Source organism: Formosa sp. L2A11 (assembly GCF_009796865.1).
In the GTDB taxonomy this organism is placed as follows: Bacteria; Bacteroidota; Bacteroidia; order Flavobacteriales; family Flavobacteriaceae; genus Formosa.
In genome coordinates, this window is sequence record NZ_CP047028.1 from 1,697,668 (window position 1) to 1,723,469 (window position 25,802).

22 protein-coding genes and 1 tRNA gene are annotated in these 25,802 nt (G+C 32.0%); 13 read left to right on the forward strand and 10 right to left on the reverse strand.

Going from position 1 to position 25,802, the window contains the following annotated elements; all coding sequences use genetic code 11:
• Positions 1-11 precede the first annotated feature (11 nt).
• The 4 genes from GQR95_RS07350 to GQR95_RS07365 all read right to left on the reverse strand — a co-directional run bounded on the left by GQR95_RS07350 (position 12) and on the right by GQR95_RS07365 (position 3,009).
• On the reverse strand, positions 12-824 hold the full coding sequence (locus GQR95_RS07350) for a purine-nucleoside phosphorylase (protein ID WP_159022560.1): 813 nt from the start codon (positions 822-824) through the stop codon (positions 12-14).
• On the reverse strand, positions 817-1,494 hold the full coding sequence (locus GQR95_RS07355) for a TIGR04282 family arsenosugar biosynthesis glycosyltransferase (protein WP_159022561.1): 678 nt from the start codon (positions 1,492-1,494) through the stop codon (positions 817-819). The genes GQR95_RS07350 and GQR95_RS07355 overlap by 8 nt, the downstream gene beginning before the upstream one ends.
• Positions 1,495-1,534: 40 nt before the next feature.
• Positions 1,535-2,590, reverse strand: coding sequence for an arsenosugar biosynthesis radical SAM (seleno)protein ArsS (gene arsS, locus GQR95_RS07360; protein ID WP_159022562.1), 1,056 nt, complete (start codon positions 2,588-2,590; stop codon positions 1,535-1,537).
• Positions 2,591-2,673: 83 nt separating this feature from the next.
• Entirely contained in the window at positions 2,674-3,009 is a 336-nt protein-coding gene (locus tag GQR95_RS07365) for an arsenosugar biosynthesis-associated peroxidase-like protein (RefSeq protein ID WP_159022563.1), read from the reverse strand.
• A 166-nt stretch (positions 3,010-3,175) separates the two neighbouring features.
• Here GQR95_RS07365 and GQR95_RS07370 point away from each other — a divergent pair, with 166 nt between their 5' ends.
• The 3 genes from GQR95_RS07370 (at position 3,176) to GQR95_RS07380 (ending at position 6,149) form a co-directional block, all read left to right on the forward strand.
• Positions 3,176-4,417 (forward strand): sodium:proton antiporter, encoded by a 1,242-nt coding sequence (locus GQR95_RS07370; RefSeq protein ID WP_159022564.1) that lies wholly within the window; start codon positions 3,176-3,178, stop codon positions 4,415-4,417.
• Between the two features lie 177 nt (positions 4,418-4,594).
• Positions 4,595-5,497: a mechanosensitive ion channel family protein gene (locus GQR95_RS07375; RefSeq protein ID WP_159022565.1), complete on the forward strand. Its 903-nt coding sequence runs from the start codon at positions 4,595-4,597 to the stop codon at positions 5,495-5,497.
• Between the two features lie 76 nt (positions 5,498-5,573).
• Positions 5,574-6,149 carry a hypothetical protein gene (locus GQR95_RS07380; RefSeq protein WP_159022566.1) on the forward strand — a complete coding sequence of 192 codons (576 nt, stop codon included), beginning with the start codon at positions 5,574-5,576 and terminating at the stop codon, positions 6,147-6,149.
• Here GQR95_RS07380 and GQR95_RS07385 read toward each other — a convergent pair.
• Complete coding sequence (locus GQR95_RS07385; protein ID WP_159022567.1) at positions 6,146-7,678, reverse strand: GH3 auxin-responsive promoter family protein; 1,533 nt, start codon at positions 7,676-7,678, stop codon at positions 6,146-6,148. The two genes, GQR95_RS07380 and GQR95_RS07385, sit on opposite strands and share 4 nt — an antisense overlap.
• Positions 7,679-7,849: 171 nt before the next feature.
• Positions 7,850-7,925 (reverse strand) — tRNA-Phe (locus tag GQR95_RS07390).
• A gap of 99 nt (positions 7,926-8,024) precedes the next feature.
• Between GQR95_RS07390 and GQR95_RS07395 the strand changes: the two genes are divergently transcribed.
• The 6 genes from GQR95_RS07395 (at position 8,025) to GQR95_RS07420 (ending at position 14,800) form a co-directional block, all read left to right on the forward strand.
• Positions 8,025-8,756, forward strand: coding sequence for a type III pantothenate kinase (locus GQR95_RS07395; protein WP_159022568.1), 732 nt, complete (start codon positions 8,025-8,027; stop codon positions 8,754-8,756).
• Positions 8,757-9,103: 347 nt separating this feature from the next.
• Positions 9,104-10,486 carry a hypothetical protein gene (locus GQR95_RS07400; RefSeq protein ID WP_159022569.1) on the forward strand — a complete coding sequence of 461 codons (1,383 nt, stop codon included), beginning with the start codon at positions 9,104-9,106 and terminating at the stop codon, positions 10,484-10,486.
• Between the two features lie 32 nt (positions 10,487-10,518).
• The gene (gene lptC / locus GQR95_RS07405; RefSeq protein ID WP_233266017.1) at positions 10,519-11,040 is read left to right on the forward strand and encodes an LPS export ABC transporter periplasmic protein LptC; all 522 of its coding nucleotides are present in this window, start codon (positions 10,519-10,521) and stop codon (positions 11,038-11,040) included.
• A gap of 38 nt (positions 11,041-11,078) precedes the next feature.
• On the forward strand, positions 11,079-11,267 hold the full coding sequence (locus tag GQR95_RS07410) for a hypothetical protein (RefSeq protein ID WP_159022571.1): 189 nt from the start codon (positions 11,079-11,081) through the stop codon (positions 11,265-11,267).
• A gap of 9 nt (positions 11,268-11,276) precedes the next feature.
• Positions 11,277-12,569: a hemolysin family protein gene (locus GQR95_RS07415; RefSeq protein WP_159022572.1), complete on the forward strand. Its 1,293-nt coding sequence runs from the start codon at positions 11,277-11,279 to the stop codon at positions 12,567-12,569.
• A gap of 107 nt (positions 12,570-12,676) precedes the next feature.
• Entirely contained in the window at positions 12,677-14,800 is a 2,124-nt protein-coding gene (locus GQR95_RS07420) for a SurA N-terminal domain-containing protein (RefSeq protein WP_159022573.1), read from the forward strand.
• A 119-nt stretch (positions 14,801-14,919) separates the two neighbouring features.
• Here the strand turns inward: GQR95_RS07420 and GQR95_RS07425 are convergent, their stop codons facing one another.
• Positions 14,920-15,825: a GYDIA family GHMP kinase gene (locus GQR95_RS07425; protein WP_159022574.1), complete on the reverse strand. Its 906-nt coding sequence runs from the start codon at positions 15,823-15,825 to the stop codon at positions 14,920-14,922.
• Positions 15,826-15,827: 2 nt separating this feature from the next.
• The gene (locus GQR95_RS07430; RefSeq protein WP_159022575.1) at positions 15,828-17,144 is read right to left on the reverse strand and encodes a hydroxymethylglutaryl-CoA reductase, degradative; all 1,317 of its coding nucleotides are present in this window, start codon (positions 17,142-17,144) and stop codon (positions 15,828-15,830) included.
• Between the two features lie 212 nt (positions 17,145-17,356).
• Between GQR95_RS07430 and GQR95_RS07435 the strand changes: the two genes are divergently transcribed.
• From GQR95_RS07435 to GQR95_RS07450, 4 genes are all read left to right on the forward strand, one after another.
• On the forward strand, positions 17,357-19,507 hold the full coding sequence (locus tag GQR95_RS07435; protein WP_159024251.1) for a S9 family peptidase: 2,151 nt from the start codon (positions 17,357-17,359) through the stop codon (positions 19,505-19,507).
• A 37-nt stretch (positions 19,508-19,544) separates the two neighbouring features.
• Positions 19,545-20,912, forward strand: a complete 1,368-nt coding sequence (locus GQR95_RS07440) for a peptide MFS transporter (RefSeq protein ID WP_159022576.1) — start codon at positions 19,545-19,547, stop codon at positions 20,910-20,912.
• Positions 20,913-20,951: 39 nt separating this feature from the next.
• The gene (locus GQR95_RS07445; protein WP_159022577.1) at positions 20,952-22,532 is read left to right on the forward strand and encodes a peptide MFS transporter; all 1,581 of its coding nucleotides are present in this window, start codon (positions 20,952-20,954) and stop codon (positions 22,530-22,532) included.
• Positions 22,533-22,647: 115 nt separating this feature from the next.
• Positions 22,648-23,193, forward strand: a complete 546-nt coding sequence (locus GQR95_RS07450; RefSeq protein ID WP_159022578.1) for a thioredoxin fold domain-containing protein — start codon at positions 22,648-22,650, stop codon at positions 23,191-23,193.
• A gap of 4 nt (positions 23,194-23,197) precedes the next feature.
• Here GQR95_RS07450 and GQR95_RS07455 read toward each other — a convergent pair whose 3' ends face one another.
• Entirely contained in the window at positions 23,198-25,222 is a 2,025-nt protein-coding gene (locus tag GQR95_RS07455) for a ComEC/Rec2 family competence protein (protein ID WP_159022579.1), read from the reverse strand.
• A gap of 19 nt (positions 25,223-25,241) precedes the next feature.
• A complete protein-coding gene (locus GQR95_RS07460) occupies positions 25,242-25,802 on the reverse strand; it encodes a C40 family peptidase (RefSeq protein WP_159022580.1) in 561 nt (186 codons plus the stop codon).

Below are 25,802 nucleotides of genomic sequence, written 5' to 3' on the forward strand. Positions count from 1 at the left end.
TTAAAGTAAAATTATAGAGATTTTATAAGATCTTTAAAAAGTGTTATCATTTTAGGTTCGGCTTTTTCTGCCATAGCTATAATGTCTTTAATGTCTACAGGGTATAAATTTTCAGGATCACCTTTATCTGTAATTACAGAAACAGCAGCAACTTTTAAACTTAAGTGATTGGCAACAATAATTTCAGGAACCGTACTCATACCAACAGCATCTACGCCTAAAAGTTTAAGCATTCTATATTCTGCACGTGTTTCTAATTGTGGGCCTAACATGCTTGCATAAACACCTTCGTGTAAAGTAAAGTTGTGTGCTTTTGCGATCTCTTTAAATTTGGTATTTATTTCTTTATCGTAAGGCGCACTCATGTCTGCAAAACGTTCTCCTAGTTTAGATACACCTTTAAAAGCTAAAGGAGAACCGCCTAGTAAATTAATATGGTCGTCTATTAACATTAAGTCTCCTTTTTCGTAATCTAAATTTACAGCTCCAGAAGCGTTAGATACTAAAAGCGTATGTATTCCTAATTGGTTCATAATACGAACTGGGTAGGTAATGTCTTGTAAAGTGTAGCCTTCGTATAAATGAAAACGGCCTTGCATAACCACTACTTTTTTACCTTCTAATTCGCCATAAATTAATTTCCCCTTATGGAACTCTACAGTTGCTGTTGGGAAATATGGAATTTGGTTGTAGCTCACTTCGTGAATTATAGATATTTCATCTAATAATTTTCCTAATCCTGTACCTAGAATAATTCCAATTTCAGGTTTATCGAAGCCTTTATTTTGTAAATATTCTGTGGTTTCGTTAATGTATTTAATCATGATGTATACTATATTTTTTAAATTGAGGATAATCTTTTATATCTTCAAATGTATCGATATCATTTAATTCTTCAAGTAAATAAACCGATTTGTTAGTTAAGTTTTTTAGAGATTCTTCTAGAACAGTTGCGGTTCCCCAAGCTTTATTTTTAAACAATTCGCTATGTAACGTTTTCATTCCTAGTAAGTAATATCCGCCATCTTTTGCTGGACCAATAACAACATCGTTATGTTCTAGTTGGTTAAAAGCATCGTCAATAATTTCTGAAGTAAGATCTAAAATATCACTTCCAATTATAACAACTTTCTGATAATTATTCTGAAACAAATCTTTGAAAGCATGATTCATACGTTCGCCTAAATCTTCGCCTTGTTGCAGTTTTTTTCTGAAATTATTATCGTCCCAAGTATCATTTTTGTGAATATGTTCAGAATAAAATACAAAATTATCAGCTTTTACACTTTCAGAAATCTTAGCCGTATGCTGTAAAAGTGTCCTGTAAATTGCTAAAGCATTTTCATCTCCAATAGTTTTGGCTAAACGGGTTTTGCATTTTCCCAATTCTGGGTTTCTTGCAAATACAATAAGTGCTTTTTTAGATGTAGGAAAATGAAATGTTGCAATCGCTTCATCATCATTTTCTGTGTCATTCGAGGTTAAAAATCCCATGTTTTAAAAGTAATATTAAATAAAATTGAATGTATAAAAATTATGCGACATTGCCTTGGCAACTGCTTCCTGCTCCAGCCGTACAGCCATAACAGTGTTGTGAGGTTACAATTTGCCTACCGTTTAGTAGGGTTTCGTTGTAATCTGAAATATGTTTTATTTTACTATTTACAGGTAATTCTAGCATTTGGTTAAAATCGCAATCGTATAAAAAGCCATCCCAACTTATAGATAACGTATTTGTACACATAACACTTTTTGTGGCCTGCGGGTTGTATGCTTCAACGAGCGCATACATATAATCTTCGTAATTTTCTGAAGCAATTAAATAATCTAAAAATCGACTAATAGGTAAATTTGTAATTGCAAATAAATTATGGAATTGAATACCAAAATCATCTAAAAGAGCATGTTTAAAATCTTTTTCCATCGCAGATTGATTTGCGGGTAAAAATGCTCCTGATGGATTGTAAACTAAATCTAGTTTTAAATTGCTTCCTGGCATACCGTATCCAACAGCATTTAAGTCTTTTAAAGCCTGAATAGATTGGTTAAATACGCCTTTACCACGTTGTTTATCTGTTTTGCCTTGTGTCCAATGTGGCATAGAGCTTACCACATGTATGTTGTGTTTTTTAAAAAAATCTGGTAAGTCGTGATACTTTTTATTGGCACGAATAATAGTTAGATTAGAGCGTACAATAAAATCTTTAATTCCTGCTTTAGAAGCTTCTTCTACAAACCATCTAAAATTTGGATTCATTTCTGGTGCGCCACCAGTTAAATCTAGCGTGTGTGCTTTTGTGGTTTTTATAACTTCAAGACATTGTTGCATGGTGTCTTTTGTCATAATTTCCTTGCGATCTGGACCTGCGTCTACATGGCAATGTTCGCAGACTTGGTTACACATATAGCCTACATTAATTTGAAGAACTTCTAGTGAGCCAGCAGTCAATGTATCTATACCTGTTTCTGCTAATTTTGTTTTAAAAGTAGGTAATTCACCATTTTTAAATATTCCATTGGCTAAAAAGTCTAATTGTTCTTGACTTTGAGCTAATTTATTATTGCGTTTATGTAATGATTTTTGAGTCATATTATTTTTCTGAATGATAAAGTTGTTGAGATCTTAAATTTGATTTTAAGATGTCTGTTCTAGTCATGTTTTTTTTATAAAAACTACATTTCTAATTTATTTACTTTATTCATCATTTGTACACCGTGTACTAGAGAAGCTCCGCCTCGAATGGCTGCCGAAACATGTAAGGCTTCCATCATTTCTTCTTTAGTTATGCCGCGTTGTAGTGCATCTCCTGTATAAGCATCAATGCAATACGGACATTGTACGGTATGAGAAACAGCTAATGCTATTAACGATTTTTCACGTTCAGATAAAGCGCCTGCTTCAAATACTTTGCCATAGTAATCAAAGAATTTTTCTCCTAATTCTTCATTCCAATCAGATATTTTACTAAATTTTTTTAAGTCGGCTGGATCGTAATATGTTTTTTGCATGCTTTCAGAATGGTTTATTTACATTTCTTTAAAAACGTAAGCTTTAATTAAGTCGTTTGTATTAAAATTTATTTACAGCTAATTTACGGTTTTCTGAAATTGAACCTAACAAGATCTTGTTAATCTCCTTAATTATGATTTATTTTAATCCTCTTAAAGACTCATCATGGATTATTTTGTAATTATTACCACTCTCGTTTTTCTTTCTGCTGCTTTTGGATACATAAATGTGAGGTTTCTAAAGATGCCAAACACGATTGGTTTAATGTTTATAACCTTAGTTTTTACCTTAGTTGTACTTGGTATAGCAACTATAGATAAGACACTTTTGTTAGCAGAAAGGAAGCTAATTACAGATATAGATTTCGAAACGGTGTTGTTAGATATCATGCTAAGTTTTATGCTTTTTGCGGGTGCATTACATACTAATTTCGAGCAGTTAAAAGTGCAACGTTGGCCTGTTTTTGTTTTTGCAACTGTGGGAACGTTGTTGTCTACCTTTTTAATTGGTGGTTTTATGTATGGCGTGTTAATGTTATTAGGTTTTAATATTGGCTTTATATATTGTTTGCTTTTTGGAGCTTTAATTTCTCCTACAGATCCTATTGCTGTACTTGGAATTTTAAAAAAAGTTGGTGTGCCTAAAGATTTAGAGGCTAAAATTGTTGGAGAGTCACTCTTTAATGATGGTGTTGGTGTTGTGGTGTTTTTAACCATATTTGAAATCGCTAATGCTTCTGGCGGAGGTGGTGTCCAGGCCACAGATGTTCTCGAGTTGTTTGGTCGAGAAGTTATTGGTGGTATTTTTCTAGGACTTCTTTTAGGATATGGAACTTATAGATTAATGAAATCTATAGACGATTACGATATAGAAGTGATTATTACTCTAGCGACTGTTATGGTTGGAACTGTAGTTGCACAGAAATTTCATTTATCGGCACCTTTAGCTATGGTAACGGCAGGATTGGTTGTAGGAAATGATACCGTAAGAGGGTCTGCAATGTCTGAAATTACAGAGAATTATGTAGATAAGTTTTGGGAACTTGTAGATATACTATTAAATACTATTTTGTTTGTATTAATAGGAATGGAGATGTTGGTTTTAGAATTTCAGTGGACGTATATTTTGGCAGGTTTATTGGCAATTCCGATAGCTTTATTAAGTCGATATATTTCGTTATACGGACCAATAAGTATGTTTGAGAAACGATTAGATTTTATTCCTAAAACTAATAAAATTATGACTTGGGGAGGATTGCGTGGTGGTATTTCTATTGCATTAGCTTTAAGTTTGACCAACGAAATGCATAGAGAACTGTTCTTAGTGATTACTTATGTATTGGTTGTATTTTCAATTTTAGTACAAGGATTGTCTTTAAGTGCGCTAGTAAAACGATTAATCAAATAGAACTTTCTGTTTCTATGCAGTAAATTCAAGACCAGTTTTTATATTTACTTTTAAATATTATTATGCGTTTTACAGTTCGTTATGTTTCTGGTTATTTTTAAAATGGAATGCGTCAATCCGTTTTGATTTATTTTAGTAACTTCTTTGTTTTAATTTTAAAACTGAACATACCAAATTATGAAGGATGATTTATTAAAAGCTTGGTCTAAAATGATTTCTAAGCTATGGCATTGGATAGATAGCGCCATCATAGCAGTTCCGAACTTTATTATTGCTATTATAGTATTTCTATTCATTTTATTTGTATCCAAGTATGTTAATAAGTTGGTTTTAAAAATACTAGATAGAAGTAAATTGCTGCAATCAATGAAAAATTTGATTTCCAAGTTAGTATCCGCAGTTTTTGTTCTTTTTGGGCTTTTTGTTGTACTCGGAATTCTAAATCTAGACAAAGCATTAAATACTGTTTTAGCAGGAGCAGGGGTTTTAGGTTTGGCGGTTGGTTTAGCATTACAAGGTGCTTTATCTAATTTTTACTCTGGAGTTGTACTGTCTTATGTTCACTTTTTTAAATACGGAGATTGGGTAGAAAGTAATGGTTATAGTGGTGTAATTACCAATATTGATTTGCGTTCGGTAACATTAAAACAATTCGACAATAATCTCGTGTATATTCCGAATAAAATGGTTGTTGAGAATGCAATTACAAACTATTCAACTACAACAGAAACTCGCGTTATTTTGGAATGTGGTGTACATTATGATTCCGATTTAAAGTTTGTTCGAGATTTGGTTATTAATACTATTGTTGAACAATTAGATACGGTTAAAAGCTCGAAAGACGTATTATTTATCTATAAAGAATTTGCAGATAGTTCTATTAATTTTGAAGTTCGTTTTTTTATAGAAGCTATATCTCCATTAGAGATGATAAAAGCGAAATCTGAAGCGATTATAGCAATAAAAGCTGTGTTTGATGCTAATGATATTAATATTCCATTCCCAATTAGAACATTAGATTTTCCTGAAGGCTTTATAAATGTAAATACTTCAAGCGATGCGCCAATTAGTAAAACTTAAAATGAAGTTTGAATTGAAGGACTGTCTTTCAGTTATAATATTAATTCTAAGTGTAATCTTATTTCAATCTCAAGCTATGTCAACGACATTACTATCAGAACATCATACGGTTCCAGAATCGATTAAAAAAGAAGCTAAAGAAGCATTTTCTTTCTATCCAGAACTCGAAAATGTAGACATAGATATTCGTTTTAAAAAAGAAATTAAGAAATCTACTATGCAAGCTCAGCCTCAGTTTTGGAGTTTATTAAAAGGGAAAAAGGGGAGACGCTATGTGATTTTTATAAGTAAGAAAATTAAAATTACAGACTCAGAATTTTCAACAAAACACATTCCTTTTAATGTTATTGTGGGCTGGTTGGGGCATGAATTAGGACATGTTTGCGACTATCAAAACCGGTCGTCTTTTGGGCTGGTTAAATTCGGTTTTAAATATTTGTTTTCAGAAAAGTTTATAAAGCAAGCCGAGCGTAATGCAGATTCTTTCGCTATTATTCATGGTATGGAAGATTATATTATAGTGACTAAAAACTTTATTTTAGATCATGCTAATATTCCAGAAGATTATAAAAATAGGATTAAACGCTTTTATTTGTCTCCAGAAGAAATTATGATGTTAATAGATGAGCGGGATAAAAAAAGCGACAACTAAATAGTCTCTTCGCTTTTAACGAAATCTTCCCAAACTTTAAATTTTTCTTCGTTCATAACGCGTTCCATTTTTACTTGTCCTCCTTTTTTCTTGTTTCTTGCATTCCAATTATAGAAGGTTTCCGGATTGGTTAGTTTTACTTTTAGTCCTCTTAAAGCTTTAGATCGTGCAACGGCATAATTTTTATTCACATCTTTTAAAAAGTTGTCTATAGCTTCTGCAATTTTAGTAGTGTCTTGCGTTGTGTTTTCTGTGCCTAAATACCAGCAATGGTAAAAACCATCTTCAAATTCTTTGGCGCAAATAGTAAATTCTGGAATTTTCATCCCAAATTTTTCTTCTAAATACATCATTGCATCATTCATTTTATTAACAGAAAGTTGAGAGCCAACTGTGTTTAGAAAGAATTTTGTGCGTCCTGTAATTTTAATCTCAGCACGATTAACATCTGTAAACATTATAGTATCTCCAATAATATAACGCCAAGCACCAGAAACTGTACTAATAATAAGCACATAGTCTGTGTCTGGTTTTACATTTGCTAAAGTAATAGAAGGTGCATCTGCTGTAAGTGAGCCGTCTTCTAAAATGTATTCAGGTTTAAAGGGGACGAATTCAAAATAAATACCATTATCTGTAACCAATTGCATAGATGTGGTTTCTGGTCTGGCTTGAAAGGCAATAAAGCCTTCAGAAGCTAAATAGGTGTCTATAATAGTTATCGGGTGTTCTAGGAGTGCATTAAAGCTTTTTTTATAAGGTTGAAAAGCGATTCCACCAGTAGTATATACTTGTAAGTTAGGCCAGATTTCATGAATGTTTTTTGCGTTGTGATATGCAATCACCTTTTTTAACATCAGTTCTAACCATGAAGGAATACCACTTAAAGCACCAATATCCCATTTTTTTGCATTTTCGGCTATTTTCTGAATACGTTCGTCCCAATCGTCAATTTTAGAAATTTGTTCTCCAGGTTTATAATAACCACGAAACCAAAACGGAATATTACTTGCACTTATGCCACTAATTTCACCTTCGTAATGGTCTTCTTTTTCAATTAAATCTGTAGAGCTTCCTAGCATCATAATTTCTTTTTCGAAGAAATCTGGAGGTAAATCGAATGCGTTTAGCGCAAAAACTTGTTGAATTCCTGAGTTACGTATAGACTCTATCATGTCTTTGGTTACAGGAATACGTTTGCTTGTTTTTCCTGTAGTTCCAGAACTTAATGCAAAATAATCTGGGTTTCCTGGCCATGTAATGTCTTTTTCGTTATTATGTAGTCGGTACCACCATTCTGTATTTATCTTGTTGTAATCAAAATAAGGAATGGTTTTAGAAAAAGCAGATTGGTAATCTTTATGGTTTAAAAGGGTTTCAAAATTATAGTGTTTTCCAAAAGCAGTGTGTTTTGCGGTCTCTAAAAGAAACTTTAGAACTTCTTTCTGGTTCTCTACAGGATTAGACTCTGGAGTAAGTGTGTCTTTAATTTGGATGACGCCTTTAATAATGTTACCAATAATAGCCATAAGGTTTAGTATAATTTATACCTATAAAAATAATAAAGCAGAAGGTTAAATGTGTACTCTAAACCGTTAAAAAATAACGGAATCAAAATAAAATTTAGAGAAAGCAGCGTGTAGTTGTAGAAATGGCTATAAAAGTAAAAACCCCGAAAACGTAATGTTTTCAGGGTTTTCTGGTGGTGCCTCCAGGAATCGAACCAGGGACACAAGGATTTTCAGTCCTTTGCTCTACCAACTGAGCTAAGGCACCAGTGCGTAATTGCGAGTGCAAATATACACGCTTTTTTTAGTTCTCCAAAACATTTTTATAAAAATTTTCTTTTGTAAATTCGTATTTCAAATATTAACTATGAATTTAATAATAGATGTCGGGAATTCTTTTGTGAAACTAGCTGTTTTTGAAGCGGATAGAATTACGGATAAAGAAACAGTAACTTCTGAAAATTTTTTAAAAAAAATTAAAAAATTTATTGAAAAGCATCAAAATATAGAAAAAGGGATCATGTCTTCTGTTGGAAATTTAACAGAATCTGATATTTTAGAGCTTAAAAGTTATTGCGAATTATTGATTTTAGATCGAGAGACTCCAGTTCCCTTTTTAAACAGCTATGCAACACCCAGAACATTAGGTATAGATAGAGTTGCTTTGGTTTGTGCTGCGGTACACCAGTGTAGAAATAAAAATGTACTTATAATAGATGCAGGAACATGTATAACCTACGATTTTGTTTCTAGTGCTTCAGAATATTTTGGAGGCGGTATTTCTCCTGGGTTAAATTTAAGATATAAAGCATTACACAATTTTACATCCAAACTACCGTTGTTATCTCCTGTACAACCCTTAGATCTTATTGGGCATTCCACAGAGACTTCAATTCACTCTGGAATAGTTTATGGAATTTTAAATGAAATTGAAGGGAATATTTCTAGGTACCAAAATGAGTATGCAGATTTAACAATTATTTTAACAGGAGGCGATTCAGATTTCTTGTCTAAGCAATTAAAAAGTAGCATATTTGTTAACTCGAACTTTCTTTTAGAAGGATTAAATTATATTTTACAATTTAATTCAGCTAAGTGATTGATGTGTTGGTTTATAGTTTTATTAATGCTTTAAATGTTAATAAAAGATGCTTAATATAAAGGTTAAACAGCGTTTTGTTCTTTTAACATATTTAGATTGTAATTTATAATTATGCTTGTTTAAAATGAGATTCTTAATAAGTTTGGCATGTCTTTTGGTATTAAATTAATAAATATTGGTTTTTCTTCGGTAATTTTTGTAGGATTCGAAAAAGAAGAAAGAGGAATATTAAACAAGTGCTGAGTTAAAGAAAACTTTATTAACTTTAGCGGCACATTATCTTTAAAACGATGGTTTATTCGTTGCACGGAATTATGATTAACTTTACTCAAATAAAAAAAATTATGAAAATGAAAGTTACTTTAATAGTAGCAGTATTATGTTTAGGGCTAACAAGTGGATTTGCTCAAACTCAAGAAGAATGTACTACTAAGTTATCTATTTTTCACGAATATGTAAAAGCTAAAAATTACGATGCAGCTTATACGCCTTGGATGGAAGTTCGAAAAGCTTGTCCTAAGTTTAATAAAGCGATTTATATAGACGGATTTAAAATTTTAGACCATAAAATTGATAATTCTGCTGCAGCTGAGAAAAAAGGATTCATTGAAGATAAAATGAAACTTTTAGATGAAGAATATGCTAATTTTCCTAAAAGATCATCAGAAGGAGAATTGTTGTCCGATAAAGGACAGTTAATGTATGATAACAAAGCAGAGTTAGGTTTATCTGATCTTGAAATTTACAATACATTCGATAAAGCGTTTACTGCGGATAAAAAGAATTTTAAAAACCCTAAAGGATTATATACCTATTTTTCTTTAATGGTAGATTTATATGATGCTAAAGAAAAAACAGCACAAGATTTATTCAATAAATATGATGATGTTGTAGAGAGAGTAGACGAAGAAGTTGCTAATTATTCTGCAGATTTAAATAAATTGATAGAAAAAGAAGAAGCTGGTACAGCTTTAACGAGTAAAGAATCTAAATATAAAAAATATTACGAAAGTTATTTAAATGCTTACGATCAAATTTCTGGAAGTATTGACGGTAAATTAGGTGAACGTGCAAATTGTGAGAACTTAATTCCTTTATACGAGAAAGATTTTGAAGCTCATAAAACAGATGCTGTTTGGTTACAAAGAGCTGCTGGTAAGATGTCCGATAAAGATTGTACAAGCGATCCATTATTCTTTAAATTAGTAAATGCATACCATAACTTAAATCCTTCAGCAAATTCTGCTTATTATTTAGGGATCTTAAAAGACAAAGAGAACAAAACAAGCGAAGCGATTAAGTATTACGAGCAAGCTTTAAGTTTAGAAACAGATTCTTATAAAAAAGCAAAATTATATAGTAAGATTGCCGATAAGTTAAAAAGAAGTCATTCTTACTCTAAAGCAAGAAGTTATTACCGTGAAGCTTTAAAATTAAATCCATCTAACGGTCGTCCTCACTTACAAATTGCTTCTATGTATGCTGCAAGTGCAAACAGCTGTGGAGATTCTAATTTTAACAAACGTGCTGTATTCTGGTTAGCTGCAAACGAAGCATCAAATGCTGGTCGTGTAGATCCAACCTTAAAATCTCATGCATCACAATCTGCTGCAAGTTATAGAGCTAAAGCACCTCAGAAATCAGATATTTTCTCTGAAGGGAATGCAGGTAAAACAATTAGCATTGGTTGTTGGATTGGATTAAGTGTAACGGTTCCTAATCTATAAACATGTTTTTAAAACATTATAAAAGTATATTCATGGTCATAGCTGTTGCTATGACCATGTTTGTTTCTTGTGGTAAAAATTTAAGCGAGGTTAATAATTTAAACGTATCTGCCAATGAGCCTATTGGTGTGGCAGAAGGTCTTAACCTTAAGTATACAGATTCTGGTAGGCTTAAAGCGAATTTAGTTAGTCCAAAAATGTTAGATTATTCTAATCGTGAGTTTTCTTTTTCGGAGTTTCCAGAAGGTGTACACTTGTATTTGTACGACAAAGACAAAAATAAAAGTACAGTAATTTCAGATTATGCTATCGTGTATGATAAAACTGGGCTAATAGATATGCAAGGTAATGTAGTATTGGCAACCTCTACAAACGATACGTTGTTTGCAGATCAATTGTATTACGATCAAAATAGACAATGGTTGTCTACAAACCAGCCTGTAACATTTAGAACAAAACAAGATGTTATAAATGGAAATGGTTTTGACTCTGATGTTAATTTTAAAGAAGCAGAAGTACTTGAAATTAACGGAATTATTACACTTGACGAATAATTGGTTACCTTTACACAAAATTAATTTTTATATTAATCATGAATAAATCATTTAAGCTTTTTCAATATGCTTATTTAATATTTGCCGTTGTTTTTTTATACGATGTTATTTCAAAATACATGGCAACAGCAACAATTAATTATGCTTCACTATTACTTTGTGCAGCTGCAATTTTTATGTTTTTCTTTAGAAAGAGATTCAATAAGAAATTTGATAATAAAGACTAATTGCTATAGATGACTTCTGCTATCATCATTATTGTTGTATCCTTAATTCTATCTGCATTTTTTTCAGGTATGGAGATTGCCTACGTGTCGTCTAATAAAATCCATATTGAAATTGAAAAAAAGCAAAAAGGATTTCTAGCAAAAATTTTAACTAAACTTACCAAAAAACCTTCAAAATTTATAGCAACCATGCTTATTGGAAACAATATTGCTTTGGTTATTTATGGACTTTTTATGGGCGATTTGTTGGTAGATTGTTTTCGAGATATCTTATCTACGTCAAACTCGGCATTTGTAAATTATTTACTGAATGATTTAAGTTTGTTAACGCAAACAGTGTTATCTACCCTTGTTATTTTAATTACTGCAGAATTTTTGCCAAAAGTCTTTTTTCAGATTTATGCAAACTCACTAATTAAATTTTTTGCAGTTCCTGCATACTTTTTTTATTGGTTGTTTAGTTTAATTTCAGATTTTGTATTGTGGGTGTCTAACTTTGTATTAAGGCGATTTTTTAAAACGGAAGGCGATCAAGTACAGCTCGCATTTACCAAAGTAGAACTTGGAAATTATATTTCTGAGCAAATGGAATCTATAGCAGAAAATGACGATATAGACTCCGAAATTCAGATCTTTCAAAACGCACTAGAGTTCTCTGAAGTTAAAGCAAGAGAGGTAATGGTGCCTAGAACAGAAATAATTGCAGTAGAAATACAAGAACCTACAAAAAATTTGAATGCTTTAATTATAGAGTCTGGATGTTCTAAAATTTTAGTTTATAAAGAAACGGTAGACGATATTTTAGGTTACGTACACTCGTTCGAGCTTTTCAAAAAACCAAAATCAATTAAATCTATAATACTTCCTGTAGAGTTGGTTCCAGAAACCATGTTAATTAAAGATGTGTTAAGTGTACTTATTAAAAAACGTAAAAGTATTGCTGTTGTTTTAGATGAATACGGAGGTACATCTGGAATTATGACTGTCGAGGATATAATTGAAGAGTTGTTTGGAGAGATTGAAGATGAGCATGATACGATGGACTTAATTGAGCAAAAAATAGACGACGATAATTATACGTTTTCTGCAAGAATAGAAGTCGATTATTTAAATGAAAACTACAAATTAGATATTCCTGAGAGTGAAAACTACGAAACTTTAGGAGGATTTATCGTTAATCATACCGAAGAAATTCCAGAACAAGATGAGGTTGTTGTTATAAATGATTTCGAATTTACAATTCTAGAAGTGTCAAATACAAAAATAGACTTAGTTGGACTTACCATAGTTAACCCTGATTAATTTTCTTATTTGTATAAATTAAATGAATTATTTGGTGTTTTCTCCTTTTATTATTAAAAGGAAAATGGTATTTTCGCGCCCAATATTTCATATAATTTAAATGACAAATGGCAGTTTTAAATAAAATTAGACAACGTTCACTTTTCTTAATCCTAATTATTGCACTAGCATTATTCTCTTTTGTGCTTTCTGGGTTATTCAAAAACGGAAGCGCTTTAGGTAGTAAATCTCAAAATGTTGTCGCTACAATTAATGGTAAAGAAATTTCTAGAGAAGATTTTTTACGTAAAGTTGAGTACGCACAAAGACAAATGGGACAAGGCGTAACAAACACACAAGCAATGAATCGTGTTTGGGATCAAGAAGTAAGACAAGCCGTTATGGAGTCTCAATATGAAAACTTAGGATTTAGTGTTGAGCGTGATCAAATGAGAGACTTGTTAAAAACAAACTTAGCAAGTAGCCCAGAATTTCAAAATGAAGCTGGATTATTCGACGAGAATAAACTAAACGAATATATTGCTAACTTAAAAGCAACATCTAAAGAAGCTTACGAGCAATGGGTAGATTACGAACAATCTATCGCAGCTAGTGGTATGCAACAAGATTATGTAAACATGGTTAAGGCTGGTGTTACAGGGACTTTAGCAGAAGGAAAAGTTGAGCATGGTTTAGAAAATAATAAAGTAGATATTAAATATGTACAAGTGCCATTTACATCAATTTCTGATAGCACTGTATCTGTTTCTAAATCTGAAATTTCTAGTTATATAAAAGATCACAACAAACAATTTCAAGTTGAAGCTTCTAGAGATATTAATTATGTAGAGTTTAGAGAAGTTGCTTCTTTAGACGATGAAAAAGAAATTTCTTCTGCATTATCTGGTTTGTTAAATAACTCTGTTGTGTACAACGATATTACTAAAGCTAACGATACACTTTTAGGTTTTGCACAAGTAAAGGATAACGAAACATTTGTAAATTCTAATTCAGATATTAAATTTGATGACCGTTTTCTTTTTAAATCGGCTTTAGCTAAAAATTTAGCAGATAATTTATACGACCAATCTGTTGGAAGTACTTTCGGACCATATAAGGATAATGGCTATTTAAAATTATCTAAATTAGTTTCAGAAACATTCATACCTGATTCTGCAAAAGCAAGACACATTTTAATTCCTTTTGTTGGGTCTCGTGGTGCTACTGCAGAAACAACACTTACAGAAGTAGAAGCTAAGAAAACTGCAGATAGTGTTATGGCTGTAGTAAAAGCTAATCCTGCTAAATTTGTAGATATGTTAAGCTTATCTGCAGATAAAGTGAGTAACGAAAAAGAAGGTGTTTTAGATTGGTTTACATATAATGCTATGGTGCCAGAATTTAGAGACTTTACATTTCAAAATAATAAAGGAGATATTGGTGTTGTAAAAACAGATTTTGGTTACCACGTTATTGAAATATTAGACCAAACAGCAAAAGAAAAAGCAGTTAAAATAGCTACTATCGCTAGAGAAATTGAACCATCTGACGAAACAGTAGATAAAGTATTTAGAGATGCTTCTAAATTTGAAATCGCTGTTGCTGGTAAAGATTTTCAAGCTGTGTCTAAAGAAAATGATTACGGTGTGCGTCCTGTAAAAGGAATAGAAGTTCTTCAAGAAAATATTCCTGGATTAGGTAGTCAACGTCAAATTGTACGTTGGACATTTAATGAAGAAACTAAAGTAGGAGATGTTAAACGTTTCAATATTTCTGGTGGATATGTAATTGTACAACTTGCAGCTAAAAATGAAGCAGGTTTAATGTCTGTAGAGAATGCATCAGCAATTGTGCTTCCTAAATTACGTAAAGAGAAAAAAGCAGCCTTAATTAAGGAACGTGTTAAAGCAACAACTTTAGATGCTTTAGCTTCAGAAGAAAATCAAACAGTTAAAATGGCTTCTTCAATAAACATGAAAAACCCTACTATTTCTGGTGCGGGTAGAGAGCCAATTATTGTTGGTGCTGCTTTCGGTTTAAAAGAAGGCGAAACATCTAAATTAATTGTTGGAGAAAATGGTGTGTATATGGTGCAAGTGACTAAAGTGTCTCCTGCAGCAGAGTTAGACAATTACCAAGCTTTTGCTAACCGTGTTGGACAACAAAAAGCAAATGCAGTTAATACTAAATTATATGAAGCTTTAAAAGATGCTTCTGAAATTGAAGATAATAGAGCAGAGACTGTTCAATAAATCACAATTTATTATATATAAAAAATCCTCATCGTTAGATGAGGATTTTTTTGTTTTATAACACGTTGTCTATTTTAAAACGTAAATTAATTACGAACACTAAATCTTGTAAGTGGTGTTTATAGAATCATATCTTGATACGATAATATGGTGTAGTATCCTTTTAGATTAAAGTATGTTGTGGGATTCTCTTTAGATGTTACCATAACAAAATCTCCTCCCCAAGCACCTAAACTCTTTATGCTTCCAGAAAAGTTAGGAAATAGTGCGCTTTTTACTGGCTCTAACTTAATAATGTCTGAAATAATAGTTTCATGTGCTTCAATTAAGTTGTTAAATACATTTATATCTGTACATGTTAAAAGTGCCTTAGTTATTGTGTTTAACGCTGTAATTGCTTCAGTTTTATCTGTTGTATTAGATTTGTAATGGGCAATACCTTCTCGACTATTTTGTTTCTGATTTAAATGAACAAAATAAATATTTTCAGAAAATTCAGGATGAAAGACTACAGGTTTTACAATAGGTAACTTCTTGTCTAATTGATATGTAATAGGCGAGTTGTTAGATGCGCATGCAATATCGTAACCGCTACCTCCAAAAGTAAGTTCAAGTAGCTTATAAGGGTTTATTTCTGCCCAGTCTGCAATGTTGTTTATTAGTGTAGACGATGTTCCTAATCCCCAATTTGTAGGGAAATCTAAATGTGTTTTTATAGTATAGCCAACATGGTCTTTTAGAAATTCAGGATTCATTACACGAGCAGTATTTAATATAGAAGCTAACCGTGTTGTGATTTCGTTTTCTATCTCTGATTCTAGTTTGTTGTTTTTAAGTTTAAAACTAGCATTTAGCCATAATTCTTGCTTATCATTAAAGCTTTTCCAGTTTAATACGTTTTCAGAATTGGGTTGTATAGTAAGCGATTGACCAAATTTTGTTGGAAGTGCTAATGCCTCGGCTCCGTCTAATACTAAATATTCTGCGGTAATTAATAACTTGCCATTACTGTAAAAAGTGTTCATTATTAACGTAGTTTTTCAAGCGCTTCAACAACGGCACTATGCGATACTGTGTGCGTTTTAAAATGATTTACTAGAGTGATTTTTTCTTCAGCATTAGCTTCAAACTGATTTAAAATATTCATTAAATGCATTTTCATATGTCCTTCCTGAATACCTGTCGTGGTAAGCGATCGCAGGGCAGCGAAATTTTGTGCCAATCCAGCGACTGCAACAATTTGCATTAATTCTTTGGCAGATGGTTTGCCAAGCATTTCTAAAGCTAATTTCACTAAAGGATGTAAGTTTGTTAACCCGCCAACAGTTCCTAAAGCTAAAGGGATTTCCATCCAGAAGGTGAATATGCCAGCTTCTATTTTAGCATGAGATAAGCTGCTGTAAGATCCGTTTCTAGACGCATAGGCATGTACGCCTGCTTCAACAGCTCTAAAGTCGTTACCGGTAGCTAAAACTACAGCATCGATGCCATTCATAATACCTTTGTTGTGTGTAACGGCTCTGTATGGTTCTATTTCGGCAATGTTTACCGCTTGTATAAATTTATTTGCAAATTCTTCTCCTGAGATGCTTTTGTTTTCGGCTAAATCTTCAACATTACAACTTACTTCTGCACGTACAAGGCAATCTGGAACGTAGTTAGAGAGTATACTCATTACAATCTCAAGCTGTTGTTCTTCAGTAGTAAATCCATCAAAATTTAAGGCTTCAACTTTAAAGGTTTTAGCAAACTGCTCTAAACACGAGTTTATAAAATTTGCTCCCATAGCATCTGCTGTTTCAAAAGAAACATGCAGCTGAAAATAGTTAGAAATTTGGTCTGTTTTATCTCGTAATTCTATATCTAGAATACCACCACCACGTTTTTCCATATTTTTAGAAAGTGGTTTTACAGCTTCTAAAAGTTTAGGTTTTACGGCCTTAAAATAAGCTTTTAAATGGTTGGTGTTTCCATGAAACATAAAGTGTACTTGACCAATTTTTGTTGTAGAAATTACAGTGGTTTTAAATCCGCCACGATCTAGCCAGAACTTTGCCGCTTTACTGGCCGCAGCAACCACAGAACTTTCTTCTATAGCCATTGGGACAGCGTAAATAGTGTTGTTAATTAAAAAATTAGGAGCAACACCTAAAGGTAAATAGTAGTTAGAAATGGTGTTTTCTATAAATTCGTCGTGTAACTGTTGAAGTTTTTCATCGGAATTCCAATATTGTTTCAGGATTTTTTTAGCATTTTCTTGATTAGAAAAATACGTGTTAACAATCCAATCTATTTTTTTTGACTTTGATAGTTTTGAAAAACCAGAAATTGTTTCGTTGCTCATTCATTTTTAATTTAAACGAAACAAATATAGTACTTATTAGAGGTAAAATACGGATTTAACCGAGTGTATTGTCTATATAAACTGTTAATTGAAGTGGTAATTTCGTTAATTTTTAGTAAACTTGGGGACTTTTTAAAATTCTTCAATTTTAACTCATTTATAAAAAAATATTCGTGAAGTATTATACTCCTTTATTACTGTCTTTATTTCTTATGACAGGTTTAGTTTCCGCACAACAAAAACAGATTACTTTAGAAGATATTTGGACTGGAAGTTTTAGAACAGACGGTATGGAATCTCTGCATTCTATGACAAATGGCCAGCAATATTCTGTGTTAGATTTTAATGGTGATACGAGAACAACTGCTATCGATATTTATGATTATAAGACATTAAAGAAAGTGAAAACTTTAGTGGATTCTGGCGATTTATCTGATATTGATTATTTTACAGATTACACGTTTAGTAAAGACGAAACTAAGGTGCTTTTGGCAACTCAAGTAGAATCTATTTTTAGACGCTCTACTTTAGGTAATTATTTTGTTTTCGATACGGCTACAAAAAAAACAACTTCGGTTTCTGATGAAAAAATTCAAGAACCTACTTTTTCTCCAGATGGAACAAAAGTGGCTTATGGCTTAAATAATAATCTTTTTATTAAAAATTTAAAGACTGGCGAAACGAGTAAGATTACTACAGATGGTGTAAATAATAAAATTATTAACGGTATTACAGACTGGGTTTACGAAGAAGAATTCGCTTTTGTACGTGCTTTTGAGTGGAATGCAGCAAGTAATAAAATTGCCTATATAAGATTTGACGAAACTAAGGTTCCTGAATTTTCTATGGATATATACGGTAAAAATTTATATCCGCAACAAGAGGTATTTAAGTATCCAAAGGCTGGTGAAGCAAACTCAGAAGTGTCTCTTCATATATTCGATTTAGCAAAAAATAAAACGTCTGAGGTTACTTTAGATAAAAGTTATTCAGATTTTTATATCCCAAGAATTAAATGGACAAATGAAGCAGATGTGTTAAGTGCACAATACACAAATAGACATCAGAATGAATTAGACTTATGGCTTATAGATGCTTCTGCAATGACATCTAAATTAGTGCTTACAGATAAAGATGATGCTTACGTAGATGTTACAGATAATTTAACGTTTTTAGACGATAATAGTTTTATTTGGACGAGTGAAAAAGATGGATATAATCATATTTATCATTACAAAAAAGATGGGACGTTAATTAATCAAATTACATCAGGTAATTGGGAAGTTACAAACTATTACGGTTACGATAAAAAAACTAAGAAAATATTTTATCAGTCTGTAGAAAACGGTTCTATTAATCGTGATGTGTATAGTATTTCGTTACAAGGAAAAAATAAAATACATTTATCAGATAAAGAAGGAACAAATTCGGCTGCTTTTAGTGCAGACTTTACTTACTTTATTAATACATATTCTAGTGCAACAACGCCGCCTTTATATACTTTAAACAGATCTAAAAACGGAAAAGTTATTAAAGTTATTAAAGATAATAATGCATTAAAAAATCAATTAGACGCATACGATATTTCTCCAAAAGAGTTTAGTACTCTAAAAGTGAATGGTAACGATTTAAACATGTGGACCATTAAACCTTCTAATTTTGATGCTTCTAAAACATATCCGTTATTAATGTTTCAATATTCTGGTCCTGGATCGCAAAGTGTAGCGAATACATGGTTAGCAGCAAACGATTTTTGGTATGAAATGCTTGCAGAAAAAGGATATATTATTGCTTGTGTAGATGGTCGTGGTACAGGTTTTAAAGGTGCTGCATTTAAAAAAGTAACACAGAAAGAATTAGGAAAATACGAATTAGAAGATCAAATACAAGCAGCAAGACAATTAGGAGATTTATCTTATATAGATAAAGAACGTATTGGAATTTGGGGATGGAGTTTTGGTGGTTTTATGAGTAGTAATGCTATTTTTAAAGGAAACGATGTGTTTAAAATGGCAATTGCTGTTGCGCCTGTTACAAGCTGGAGATTTTACGATTCTATTTACACAGAGCGTTACATGACAACACCTCAAGAAAATCCTTCTGGTTACGATGAGAACTCACCAATTAATCATGTAGATAAACTTAAAGGAGACTTTTTATTAGTACATGGAACGGGAGATGATAATGTACATGTTCAGAATTCAATGCAAATGATTGAAGCCTTAATTCAAGCGAATAAACAGTTTGAATGGATGCTTTATCCAGATAATAATCATGGTATTTATGGTGGTAATACAAGACTGCATTTATATACTAAAATGACGAATTTCTTGGATCAGAAATTAGGAGATAAAATTAAATAATAACTAAACTTATATAAAACCTTAATTATAAAGACTTATGGCAGATACGATTGATGTTAAACAAAAAGAATTATTTGGTCATCCTGTAGGATTGTACGTGTTGTTCTTTACCGAAATGTGGGAACGATTTTCTTTTTACGGAATGCGTGCTATTCTAGTATTGTATCTAGTCGCAGAAACTAAAACTTCAAATGCTGGTTTAGGTTGGACAAATGGAGAGGCATTAGCATTATATGGTTGGTATACTATGCTAGTTTATGTGTCTTCAATTCCAGGAGGTTGGTTAGCCGATAAGTTTTTTGGACAAAAAAGAGCTGTTTTATACGGTGGAGTTTTGTTAGTTGCAGGTCATGGTATTCTTGCTGTTGAGCAAATGTGGGCCTTTTATAGCGGATTAGCATTAATAATTTTAGGTGTTGGTTTATTAAAACCAAACATTTCTACAATGGTTGGTGGTTTATATAAAAAAGGAGATATAAGAAGAGATAAAGGGTTTACTATATTTTATATAGGAATAAATGTTGGAGCATTCTTGTCTAGTATTATAGTAGGATATGTAGGAGAAGTTTACGGATGGCATTATGGTTTCGGATTAGCCGGAATAGGTATGGCATTGGGTTTAATTCAATACGTTGCGGGTCAGAAATATTTACACGACGCATTAAGTCACGAGAGTGAATCTGAAGATGCTACTATTCAAGATAAACCTTTAACTAAAGTAGAAAAAGATAGAATTATAGTTTTATTCGTTTCTTTCTTTTTAGTTATTGTTTTCTGGGGAGCTTTTGAACAAGCAGGAGGATTAATGAATATTTATGCTTCAGAAAAAACAAATAGATTAATCATGGGATTTGACTTTCCAGCATCATGGTTCCAATCTTTTAACGCGATGTTTATTATTTTACTAGGAACTACAGTTGCTGGTTTTTGGGCAAAAAGAAAGCTACAAGGAAAAATATCTACTTCGCTTTTTAAAATGATTGTTGGGCTTATTATTATGGGAATGGGATTCTTTTTTATGACAGCTGCAGCGGCGCAATATAGTGCAAATGGACCAGTTGTAGATGGACAAGGAGGATCTGCAATGTATTGGTTAGTTCTAGCTTATTTATTTCATACGGTAGGAGAGCTTTCTTTATCTCCAGTAGCACTTTCATATATTACTAAGCTAGCTCCAGTAAAATATGCCTCTCTAATTATGGGTGTGTATTTTGCAATGACAGGTATTGGTAATAAAGTAGCTGGACTTTTAGGTGAAGCTTCAGAAAGTTTAGGAGAGTATACTATTTTCACTGGAATAGCTATTTTTTGTGTTGGTTTTGGATTACTAATGTTACTTTTTAGAAAGAAATTAGAAGTCTTAACTCACGGTGCAGAAGACGATGAACACGAAATGGCTCATTAAACTTGTTTTAAGTTTAAAGAAAAATATAAATAATTAACAATGAGTGTAGCAAATTTTAGATTTGAAGGTTCAGATATGAACCGAAAACTTTTAATGGGACATCCTTCTGGTTTGTTCGTATTATTCTTTACAGAAATGTGGGAACGTTTTTCTTATTATGGAATGCGTGCCATTTTCGTATTGTTCTTAACTTCTGCTATTTTAGATGGCGGTTGGGCTTGGAGTAGAGAAGATGCATTAGGACTTTACGGAACATATACTATGTTGGTTTATTTTTCTCCAATTTTAGGAGGTTTTCTAGCAGATAAGTTTTTTGGTTACAGACGTTCTGTGGCAATTGGAGCTTTAATTATGACTTTAGGTCATGCTGCAATGGCTTTCGATACGCCATGGAGTTTATATGTTGGAATTGGATTATTAGTTGCAGGAAACGGGTTATTTAAACCGAATATTACATCTATTATAAATGGTGTTTACATAAAAGCACAAGACAAAAAGGATGGAGCATTTACTATATTTTATATGGGTGTTAATGCCGGTGCTTTCTTAGGAATCTTACTTTGTGGTTATGTTGGCGAATCTATTGGATGGCATTTTGGTTTTGGTTTAGCTGGAATATTTATGTTCTTAGGAATGGTTCAGTTTTGGTTAGCTCAGACTATTTTTGGAAGAATAGGATTGTCTCCAAAAGAAACTCTAGATTATGATGAAGGTCATAAAGATGTAGACGAAGATTGTAATGGAGATCATGAAGAAGTTGTTCCTGGACATGTTCAGAGAGATAGATATATTGTTGTCGCGATTCTTGCCTTCTTTACCATATTCTTTTGGGCTGCGTTTGAGCAAGCTGGAGGTTCTATGACTATTTTTGCATCAGATTATACAAACCGTGTTTTAGAAGGAAACTCGGCTATGGTTTTTAGAATAGTAAATACGTTACTAACCGTAGTGCCCTTAATGATTATTACTTATGTGTTATTACAGCTTTTTAAAATAACCTTTAGTAAATACAAAGTATCAAATCTAGCTTTAGGTTTAAGTTTTACTATTATTTGGGGTATTGTAATATATATGCTTAAAGCACAATTCGATCAGGAAAATACTGAAATTCCAGCATCTTGGTTCGGTATATTAAACTCATTTTATATTATTGCGTTTGCTCCTTTAGTTTCTAAAATTTGGGAAAGTAAATACAACCCGCCAGCAACTGTTAAATTCGGGATTGGTTTAATTTTATTAGGATTAGGATTTGGTGTGCTAGCTTATGGTTCTGCAAGTATTCCTCAAGGTGCACAAACAGCTTCTGTTAGTGTCGTTTGGTTAATATTAGCTTATTTACTTCATACCTTAGGAGAGTTATCTTTATCTCCTGTCGGTTTGTCTTATGTTAGTAAGTTAGTGCCCGCAGCAAAAATAGGGATGATGTTTGGGCTTTGGTATATCGCCGTTGGTTTAGGAAATAAAGCAGCAGGTTTCTCAGGAGGACTAATCGATAAAATTACCGCAGCTTACGATATGAGTACATTCTTCTTAATCTTCACAATAATACCAATTTGTGCAGGATTATTAGTAATGGCTTTAACACGAAAAATGAATAAATTAATGCACGGTGTGCACTAGAAATAATAAGGTTAAAATTATTAAAAAGCATCTTCGTTGTAAGGTGCTTTTTGTATTTTAGACCACATACATTAGATACAAGTGTTTTTTATTATAAAATGAAATGTTTACAACTATGAAGAAAGGGGTACTAGTATTGGTTCTTATGTTTTCAGTAGGACTTATAAATGCTCAAGAAATTAAATGGTTAACTTTTAATGAGGCTTTAGAACTTCAGAAAATGACACCTAAAAAAATTATGATGGATGCGTATACCAATTGGTGTGGCCCATGTAAAATGTTAGATAGGAATACATTTCATAATAAAGATGTTGTAGCGTATGTAAATAAGCATTTTTATGCTGTAAAATTTAATGCAGAAGGGAAAGAGCCAATAACTTATCAAGACAATACTTATGGTAACCCAAACTTTAATCCAGAAAAAGAAAATCAAAGAAATAGTGTGCATGAATTTGCGAGTGCTTTAGGTGTAAATGCATATCCTACTATTGTGTTTTTAGACGAAGAAGCTCAAGTTATTACTCCTGTTCGTGGTTACCAAACACCACAACAGTTAGAGTTGTACCTAAAATTGTTTTATACAGATAAATATAAAGAACTAGATAATCAAGAAGTTGTAAATGCATATTTTGAAGCATTTGTTCCAGAATTTGTTGAATAAAAAATTACTCTTTAAAAATATAAGCTCCCTTTTTACCTGTTTGGTAGAAAGGGATTTTTTTGTGTTTACATGTCGCTTCCCAGCGTTTTATATACGATTTGTAATTACTGCCATCTGCTATAATCTCTTTAGGGCTTAAGGAATCTATTAAACGATTTAAATTGACTTTTGGTGAATTGCTAAGTAATACAAAATACGGTTTAAACGTGTTTACATTGTAAACTCCTAAACTATCTACAATAAGGAGTGTTTTGTGGTGTATGTTATATACTGATTTCAAAGATTCGTTAGTTTGATTTTTTATGTCTTTTGATATGATATAGTCTTTTAAAGGATATGACTTTGAGGTGTTAGATGAATCTGAATTGTAAATATTTAATGTAATTGCATCTTTATATGTTAGAAGTGTTTGTCTGTTTTTATGAAATAAAACCCATTCAGAATTATACAGAGACACATCGTTGTAAATTAAAGTTATTTGGAGTCCAATACATGTAAAAAGAGCAATGCTAATTGATTTAAATTTAGGATTTGTGTAAACGTAAATCAAATTTAACATGACGGCATAAATAGCTAAGAGTGTATTTAGTTTTATAGAAATGGCATCGAAAATAAAGTGCTGCTGACTTGCAATCCAACTTATAAAACCATTCATAAAAGCAATTGTTTCATTAAAAATATAGACTAAAGCATTTGGTAAAAGCTGAACAGAAGCTAGTGCGATTATAAGAATACCTAAACCTAAAATATAGCCTAATAGTGGTACAATTATAAGATTAGAAAGAAAGAACAAACCAGGAAACTGATGAAAATAATAAATACTTAATGGTAAAACGCCTATTTGTGCGGCTGTTGTTACAGTTAGTGTATTCCAGAATATTTTACTCAGTTTGGTTTTAGGAAACCATAATGCATTTAGTTTAGGTTGAAACGTTATTATGCTTAAAACGGCAGTGTAACTTAGCTGGAAACCGACATCGAAAAGAAGCATAGGTTTACAAAGTAATAATAAGAATGCAGATATTGCTACTGTGTTAAAAATATTAGAAGGCCGGTTACTGTTTAAACTAATAGCAACCAAAGTAAACATAAGTGTTGCTCTGCTTACCGACGGTGATAAGCCTGTTAAAAGTGCAAAACACCACATTAAAATAATAATGCAACCGGTTTTTATAATTTTGCCGTGTTTAATACATTCAAACGGCGTTAATATATAATTTAGTATTAATAGTAAAATCCCCACATGTAATCCCGATACAGCAAGTATGTGAATAACGCCTGCTTTAGTGTAGTTTGTATATAATGTTTCCGAAATATCTTGTCGTTGTCCAAGCAGTAATGCATTAAGAATGGCGAGTTCATCGGATCCAAAGGGATATGTTTTTAATTTGCTACTTATCGCTCTATTTGTTGCGTAAGCAATACCTAAAATAGAAGGTTTAGATTTCGGGAGTTGTAATAAGTGCTCTTTGCTTGTAGTAATTTGATTGTAAATATATTGCCGCTCTAAATACTGTTTGTAATTAAATTGATTTGGATTTAAAGGCGGAAGAATATCCTGAAAAACGTCTGTAGTCAGAAATACATCATCAATTTTATAAGATGCACTTAAGGTGTCTTTCTTGATGTTTAATAATGAAGTACCTGTAACATTTTTAGTATTAACTTTTAATATATCAATCACGTATTTATCATAATACGTATTTGATTTCAGTACAGATTTAATCTTAAAAGTAACAGATTCTACAGGTAATTTAAAATGAGAATAATGCCTCTTTTGTAATTTTTGATTGTGAATATTAACACTTAATATTCCGATGGAAATCATTAAAACAAAAGCAACAATTCCAAAAGAAAGAGGAGGCTGAAAACGGTTTGTATTCAGCACTAAAATCAGAAAAAGAATGCAAAGTAAAAGTAGGCACGTCACGATGCTCCATAACAACGTAATGTTTAAGAAATAGCCTAAACAAATACCAAGTATGAGAAAAAATGTGAGTTTTACTATTACAAAGCGACTTAACTTCATAACAGTAAGATACTAATAATTAGAGTATTCTGCGTGCTTCTTCAAAAGAATAATACCAGTAACGTTCTGCAAGAGAAGATATTATAACACCTTTGCTTGTAGAAGCATGTATAAATTCTACACTTCCCGTTCTAGAAGCAACAACTAATCCTACATGATTAATGCTTTTTCGTCTGGGATTGGTATGAAAGAATAATAAATCGCCAACTTTTACGTCTTCAATATCTATTTTAGAACCTTCTTGTGCCATGTCTCGAGAGACTCTTGGTAAACTAATATCGTAAGCTTTAAACGTTTCATAAATTAAACCGGAGCAATCCATTCCTTTTTTTGTTGTACCGCCGTATTTGTAACGTACACCCTGAAATTGCTTAGCGTAATCGCTTAATTCTGTTCCTAAAGGTTTTAAATTGTCTGTGTTTTCTGGTTCTAGGATAGAACTGTTTCTGTTTTTAGTCCTCTCGACAGTTTTTGAAGGAATTGAGACCTCTGTAGATCTTTTGTAAGATGTTGTTCTTTTTGAAGACTTACAGCTACTTATGCAAATAAGCAAGCAAAATAAAATGGATAATTTATGCAT